The sequence below is a fragment of the Pseudobacillus sp. 179-B 2D1 NHS genome, from assembly GCF_045370945.1.
Taxonomy (GTDB): Bacteria; Bacillota; Bacilli; order Bacillales; family Domibacillaceae; genus Pseudobacillus.
Genome location: NZ_JBIQDP010000001.1, coordinates 297861 through 304793 on the forward strand (window position 1 = coordinate 297861; position 6933 = coordinate 304793).

6 protein-coding genes and 1 other annotated feature are annotated in these 6933 nt (G+C 41.7%); of the genes, 3 read left to right on the plus strand and 3 right to left on the minus strand.

Annotated elements, in window-relative coordinates; translation table 11 throughout:
* Positions 1–143: 143 nt before the first annotated feature.
* A complete protein-coding gene (locus ACH0BF_RS01595; protein ID WP_340854081.1) occupies positions 144–473 on the plus strand; it encodes a hypothetical protein in 330 nt (109 codons plus the stop codon).
* Positions 474–522: 49 nt separating this feature from the next.
* Here ACH0BF_RS01595 and ACH0BF_RS01600 read toward each other — a convergent pair whose 3' ends face one another.
* From ACH0BF_RS01600 to ACH0BF_RS01610, 3 genes are all read right to left on the minus strand, one after another.
* Positions 523–1764 carry a glutamate-5-semialdehyde dehydrogenase gene (locus tag ACH0BF_RS01600; protein ID WP_406908700.1) on the minus strand — a complete coding sequence of 414 codons (1242 nt, stop codon included), beginning with the start codon at positions 1762–1764 and terminating at the stop codon, positions 523–525.
* Between the two features lie 22 nt (positions 1765–1786).
* A complete protein-coding gene (proB, locus tag ACH0BF_RS01605) occupies positions 1787–2902 on the minus strand; it encodes a glutamate 5-kinase (RefSeq protein ID WP_406908701.1) in 1116 nt (371 codons plus the stop codon).
* Positions 2903–3194: 292 nt separating this feature from the next.
* Positions 3195–3854 (minus strand): NUDIX hydrolase, encoded by a 660-nt coding sequence (locus ACH0BF_RS01610; protein WP_340854084.1) that lies wholly within the window; start codon positions 3852–3854, stop codon positions 3195–3197.
* Positions 3855–4039: 185 nt separating this feature from the next.
* Here ACH0BF_RS01610 and ACH0BF_RS01615 point away from each other — a divergent pair, with 185 nt between their 5' ends.
* A complete protein-coding gene (locus ACH0BF_RS01615) occupies positions 4040–5521 on the plus strand; it encodes a PAS domain-containing sensor histidine kinase (RefSeq protein ID WP_340854085.1) in 1482 nt (493 codons plus the stop codon).
* A 144-nt stretch (positions 5522–5665) separates the two neighbouring features.
* Positions 5666–6196 (plus strand): GNAT family N-acetyltransferase, encoded by a 531-nt coding sequence (locus tag ACH0BF_RS01620; protein ID WP_340854086.1) that lies wholly within the window; start codon positions 5666–5668, stop codon positions 6194–6196.
* A gap of 429 nt (positions 6197–6625) precedes the next feature.
* Positions 6626–6853 (plus strand) — a binding site (T-box leader).
* Positions 6854–6933 lie beyond the last annotated feature (80 nt).

A 6933-nucleotide genomic window follows, 5' to 3' on the forward strand; every position in this document is an offset into this window, starting at 1 on the left:
CGACTGGAATGTATATCCACACGCCTAATGAACAAACCTTCTGTTTTAAAGAAAGTAGATTTACTTGGATTAAAAGGCCTCTGAGAGGGAATAGGAAGTTTATATAGTTCATGACAATAATAAACAGGAAATGGAGGAGTTGGATGAATACTTCTGGGATGCTTAGAGGCTATCTAGCAAAGATGATGAGTAATGAGAGCTACTTTTACCATGTGATAAATTGCATGGATGTACAATTGAATGATTGGGGACAAGAGGCTATTTTGCTGTTTGACTGGAATGAGTATGAAGAAGTCATTTATGCATCTTTTATCATTGAGGACTATTTATATACATTCTCGCTTGACAAAGAAAAGGTGGCCGAATTACAGGAAAAGAGTCCTTATTCACTGGATCGCTATATGTGGGAAGCGCTCGTTAAACAGGGATTTCATTTACAGGAAAGCAACTACATTCATATGGCTTTCCTGTAAATGGAGAGAAAAAACCGGCAGCCCAAAATTAGAGCGGCCGGTTTTTTCATCAATGTCTAATTTGTCCGGTTCCTTCTACGAGTGACTTTACTGTCGTAAGGGCTCTTAACCCCATTGGCCCACGGGCATGAAGCTTTTGGGTACTGATGCCGATTTCTGCTCCGTATCCAAATTGTTCACCGTCTGTAAAACGAGTGGAAGCATTATGATAAAGAACTGCGGCATCAATTGCCCGGAAGAATGTTTGCACATGTTCTCTGTTCTCTGACACAATCGCTTCTGAGTGTTTCGTTCCATATGTTTGAATATGAGTAATAGCCTCTCGGACACCTGTCACTGTTTTTACAGCAAGAATCGGAGCTAGATACTCAGTGTGCCAGTCTTCTTCTTCTGCTTGTTTAACAAATGAAAATTCCTCTGCCAAATCAGCCGATCCGCGCAGCTCAACGCCTTTTTCGGCGATTGTGTGCAAGAGCTCTTTTCGGTAAGGCCAATGTATATCAATCAATAACGTTTCAGCTGCATTGCAGACAGAAGGTCGATGGAGCTTCGCATTTTCTGCAATGGCAATGGCCATATCTTTCTCTGCGCTGCCATCAATATAGACGTGGCAATTTCCTACACCAGTTTCCAACACAGGTACGGTCGCCTGTTTGATCACAGTCTGAATTAAGCCTGCTCCGCCCCGTGGAATGAGCACATCCAAGTATTCATTTAAGCGGAACATTTCAGTCGCTGTTTCTCTGCTTGTGTCTTCCAGCAATTGCAGTGCATCTTCTGGAATCGAAGAAGTTTGCAAAGCAGCTTTCATAACTTTTACCAATGCAAGATTGGACAGAGCTGCAGAGGAACTCCCGCGGAGCAGGACTGCGTTGCCTGCTTTTAAGCATAGAGCTGCGGCATCAACCGTAACATTCGGCCGTGCCTCATACACCATGCCGATCACGCCGAGCGGCACGCGGACTGTCCGAATATTTAATCCATTTTCAAGCGTCCACTGTTCTGTTGTTTCGCCAACCGGGTCTTTTAGCTTAATTAATTGTCGGACGCCATCAGCCATTTGGCCGATCCGTTCCTCCGTTAACTGCAGTCGGTCTAGTAAAGGTGGAGCAAATCCGGCAGTTGTTCCATCTTCCATGTCCCGGGCATTTTCCTGTAAAATAAAATCTGCATTGGCAAGCAACGCTTGAGCTATTCTTTCTAGCGCCTCGTTTTTTTCTGCTTCATCCAACATAGCCATTTGATAAGAAGCCGTCTTTAATAGCCTTGCTTTCTCCAGTAATTCTCCCATTATCTCCACTCCGTTCTCTTTGTTAAATAAATACTTTTGTAGTTACCCAATTATCACGATGAATGACCTCAGCCCGTTCATTGATAGAATAATGACGCGCTTGTGCACCAGCCTGACCTTTCACTTTTACAAGGTCTGCAGAAGAATAAAAAACCTGTCCTTTGCCGAGCACTTCTCTTTTTTGATTTAAGACCGTGACCACGTCCATGGCATGGAACAAGCCTTCAACAGATAGAACGCCAACGGGCAGAAGGCTTTTTCCTCTTGAAAGAATCGCCTGCTCGGCTCCTTCATCTACTACGATCGCTCCGTTTGTTTTTGCATGATGGGCCAGCCACTGTTTTTTCATTTGCATATGACTTTTGAAGGGAGCGCCAATGTATGTGCCTGCTCCTTTTCCTTCAAGAATATCCATCAGCTTCTCCTTGCCTGTGCCGTTGCCAACAAACACTGGCACTCCAAGAGATAGCGCTTTTTTTGCTGCTAAGAGCTTTGACCTCATTCCTCCGGTACCAATAGAAGTGCTGCTGTCACCAGCATACGACAACAGGTCATCTGTCACTTCAGGAATAAAGTGAAACCGTTTTGCTTCGGGGTTATGAACAGGATTGCTGTCATAAAGCCCATCAATGTCGGTAAGGATAATCAAGGCATTCGCCTGGGTAAAACCGCTCACAAGTGCAGACAGCATGTCGTTATCCCCATAAGTAAGCTCCTCAATGGAAATAGAATCATTCTCGTTAATAATCGGAACAGCGCCTGCCCGCAATAATTCCGACATCGAAGTATAAAAATTATGAAAGCGACCGCGGCTGTAAAAGTCTTCCTTCGTTAACAGCATTTGAGCAGCAACGAGGCCAAAAGGAGCAAGCAAGGAAATATACTTCTGAATCAGCAAGCTTTGCCCAACCGCTGCCGCTGCCTGCTTGGCGGCTATTGCTTTAGGCCGAGAGTTATAGCCAAGAGACCGGAACCCCGCGGCAATGGCTCCAGAAGAAACGACTATGACTTCATGCCCATTTTCACGAAGCTTTGCGATTGCAGACACATGGTCTTGAACTTTTTCTTCCACAATATTTCCTTGTTCATCCGTCAGGGAACTGCTGCCGATCTTCACAACAACCCGTGATTTCTTCACAATCCATCATCCTTTTCTCGTATATAAAAAAAACAGCATGCCCCTCCTCCTTAAAAAGGACGGAGGGCATGCTGTTCCGCGGTACCACCTTTATTGGCGCATAGAAGCGCCCGCTTTAAACCCCGTAACGAGGGAAAACGGCTTATGTTGTCATAAGCGATGCTTAATAAGGGCAGGTTCAACAGCTGCCGGCGAGGAACCTTTCAGCCGGTGGGTCCCACTCTCTGGCGCCTTTCACGTGTTTACTAATCCCTTGATCGTTTAAGTATTCATGATTATTCATAATTATCTATTATTTTTTTGATTTGTCAAGAGGAGGAGGCTCACAAAAGACTCCGGACTTTTTGACTATATCTAGGAAATGTTTAAGAATGCGTGCTGTTAATCCCCAAATAATCCGGTCTTCATAAAAATAAAAGTATTCATCCATTGGGCGTGCCTGCCAATTATAATCTTTCCCCCCGATGATGAGATCAAACGGAAAGCCTTCCTCCGGTTCCACTTTAAAGTTAATCGAGTGGCAGTCTGGGACAGCTTTCAATAAATAATCCAACGGGACAGTGAACACCTCTTCTACTTCCTCTGGATTAGTATTTAATTGGCTGGTCGGCAACGCTCCCACAAACGGAAAGATAATAGTACCAAAAGGGGATAGCATAAAATCAAGCGGAAAAGTATGGTGTATATCTGAGGGTATAACGCCAAGTTCTTCTGCCGTTTCGCGTATTGCAGTGAAGCGCTCGTCTTCATCTTCCGGATCGCACTTTCCACCCGGAAAGCAAACTTCTCCGGGCTGCCGGCGCATCTTATGTGAGCGCACTTCAAACAGGACATGGATGTCTCCTTCTTTTTCAACAAGGGGAAGAAGAACAGCAAACTTCGTAAAATTTTCACTGCCTAAAATGGCTGGCGTCCGTTCTTGAAAGTATTCAAATAACTGCTTTATTTCCATAGCGGCACCTCTTCTTTACGATATGTTTGTCTTTATTATAGTTCATTCGCTGAGAATTGTGTAAAAAGGAATCTGGGCACCTACATTCATATTGGAAATTGTCATAAAAACTCGCCATTTGTTGAAAGGTTTTTGATGAAAAATAAAAGAATTTTAGACATAGTAATAAGGGGGAGAGGATAGAAGTGAAAACCAATGAAACAGAATCCATTTTATCAAATCATTTGCCAGTTGAATGTAATAGTTGGCGTAACGCTTTTTTAAAAGCAGTTTGTGATCCTCTATGTGTCTTTGATCAGAATGGGAAAATTATTGCTGTAAATGAGGCATTTGAACAAGAATACGGCTGGAAATTAAATGAAATACAGGAGGACCTTCTGCCAGTCGTTCCCATACATTTAGAAGGTGAGTTTAGCTTTTTAAAACAAAAGCTCATGTCTGGAGAAACCGTCCACCATTTTAAAACGATTCGCCGGCACAAAGAGGGTTCTTTTCTTCATATGAAAATTTCTATGTCACCTGTATTGGATGCCAATGGACAATTCACCGCTGCGGTTTGCGTCACAAGAAATATTACTCGAAAAATTGAAACAGCCCTCTTATTAGATCGAAAAGTAGAAGAATTAAAAGAAAACGAAAAAAAATTCCTCGACATCTCAGAAAATATTAACGATATTTTTTGCGTATACGACCGTTTTACGAACCGGCTCCTTTATATCAGCCCTTCTTATGAAAAAGTGCTAGGACATCCAAAAAGTAAGATCTATCAAGACCTCAGCTCCTTCATATCAGTTATTCATCCGGAAGACCAGGAGAGATTTAAAAAGTTTGCCAGAGAAGAAGTTTACGGAGAACGAGCAGAAATTGAATACCAGGCTATTCACAAAGATAGCTCTGTTATCTGGCTTCGATCGCGTAAGATCATTGATGAGCGCTTTGAAAACCGGGTCATTGTGATCACACAAGATATTACCAGCTTAAAAGAGAAAGAAATCTTATTGAATAAGAGAGATAAATTAAGTGCAGTCGGACAACTTGCGGCTGGCATTGCTCATGAAGTAAGAAACCCCTTAACCGCTATTAAAGGCTTTACTCAGTTGTGGGGACAAGAAACTCATCATCAATACAGCCAAATTATTCTTTCCGAGCTTGATAGAATTGAGTCAATCATGCAGGAATTTTTAATGCTCGCCAAGCCAAATCAAGAAATGTTTTTTACCGAAAAGGACATTAACAGCATTTTAAGAGATACGATTGCCTTCATGGGGCCCGAAGCTGTACTCTATGGGGTAGAATTAGTTCCTATGTTAGCAGAAGGGCTGCCTTTAGTCAGAGTCGAAGAGAAGCAGATGAAGCAAGTCATTTTAAATTTAATTAAAAATGCCATTGAGGCAATGCCCGATGGAGGAAAGGTAACCATTTGTACAAAACAGGCGGCCAATGGTTCTATTTGCATTGAAGTATCCGACAATGGCATTGGCATTTCTCAAGATCGTATCCCGCATCTGGGAGAACCGTTCTATTCTAATAAAGAAAAAGGAACGGGCCTAGGATTAATGGTTAGCTTCAAAATTATCGAGCATCACAAAGGCAAAATCTTCTTTGAGAGTGAGGAAGGAAAAGGCACAAAAGTAGAAATCCGGCTGCCAGGCACTGATTTTAAATAGTGTCTTGAATTTCTTTTAGATGGTTTTTATGGAATAATCCGTAAAAACCTGTATAATAATCAAGGAATAAACAGAAGGGACTGAATTATGCGCAGATATCAATATTTTTAACTCACCGACAATTTACCTTAGGAGGGAAAAGTATTGATTAAAGATTTGTATACAGAACGGTTACATTTAAGAAAAATGACGATTGCCGATTCATCAAGCTTGTTTAAAATATGGGCTGATCCTGAAGTAACTCAATTCATGAATATCCAGCATTTCACCAATGAAGATGAGGCGAAAGAAATGATTACTTATCTTGAAAAGTTATCTCAAGATAACCAAGCGGTTCGTTTCTCTATTGTTGAGGTGCTATCCAATGAAATTATCGGCTCTTGCGGTTACAATTCCTTGGATTTTGATAATGCCAAAACTGAAATTGGTTATGACATAGCTAGAATGCATTGGGGAAATGGCTATGCAACAGAAGCCGTATCAGCCTTGATTGATTACTCCTTTAACGCGTTAAACTTTAATAGGGTGGAAGCTAAAGTGGAGCCTCAAAATGTCAATTCTATTAAAGTGCTAAAAAAACTAGGTTTCACTTTCGAAGGAACACTGAGACAATGTGAGAAAGTGAAAGACAAATTCGTCGATCTTAATCTTTATTCTAAGTTAAAGTCAGATTAACTTTTTATTTCGATATTGGGGGAAACCACCCGTCGTGTGTCCGAATGAGGCTTAATGAAAAAGATCGAGAGACTAGAAATTTAAAATTATAGTGTTGCCATTTATGATCATTTGTTGTAGTATGTAACATAATTTCAAATGAACTGTTTAAATTTGCGAAAAGCACTGACAAGGACATGGGTTACTTTTACGGTTTTCAGAGAGGGAAGAACAGGCTGAAATCTTCCTAACGCAGGAAAGTAGCTTACCGCCTTTGAGCTGTATTGGGGAACTTGAAGTATCCAATGCCGTCTATGCTACGTTACAGCACCAGAGCCATAAGCCGTCCATTGAGCTTATGGGAAGTTGGGTGGAACCACGGGTTAATGCACACTCGTCCCTTGTTGGGGGATGAGTGTGTTTTTTTATTTTACCAACAAAAAAATAAGGATTACTGCGATGAGAAGGACACGAATTATTTTTACGGCTTTCAGAGAGGGAAGAACAGGCTGAAATCTTCCTAGCTTAGGGAAATAGTTTACCGCCTTTGAGCTGTATTGGGGAACTTGAAGTATCCAATGCCGTCTATGCTACGTTACAGCACCAAAGCCATAAGCCGTCCATTGAGCTTATGGGAAGTTGGGTGGAACCACGGGTTAATACACACTCGTCCCTTGTTGAGGGATGAGTGTGTTTTTTTATTTTACCAACAAAAAAATAAGGATTACTGCGATGAGAAGGACACGAATTATTTTTAC

Bases quoted from the DNA above. Each gene is read 5' to 3' on its own strand.
- ACH0BF_RS01595 (WP_340854081.1), top strand. From the start codon at position 144: ATGAATACTTCTGGGATGCTTAGAGGCTATCTAGCAAAGATGATGAGT.
- ACH0BF_RS01600 (WP_406908700.1), bottom strand. From the start codon at position 1,764: ATGGGAGAATTACTGGAGAAAGCAAGGCTATTAAAGACGGCTTCTTAT.
- ACH0BF_RS01610 (WP_340854084.1), bottom strand. From the start codon at position 3,854: ATGGAAATAAAGCAGTTATTTGAATACTTTCAAGAACGGACGCCAGCC.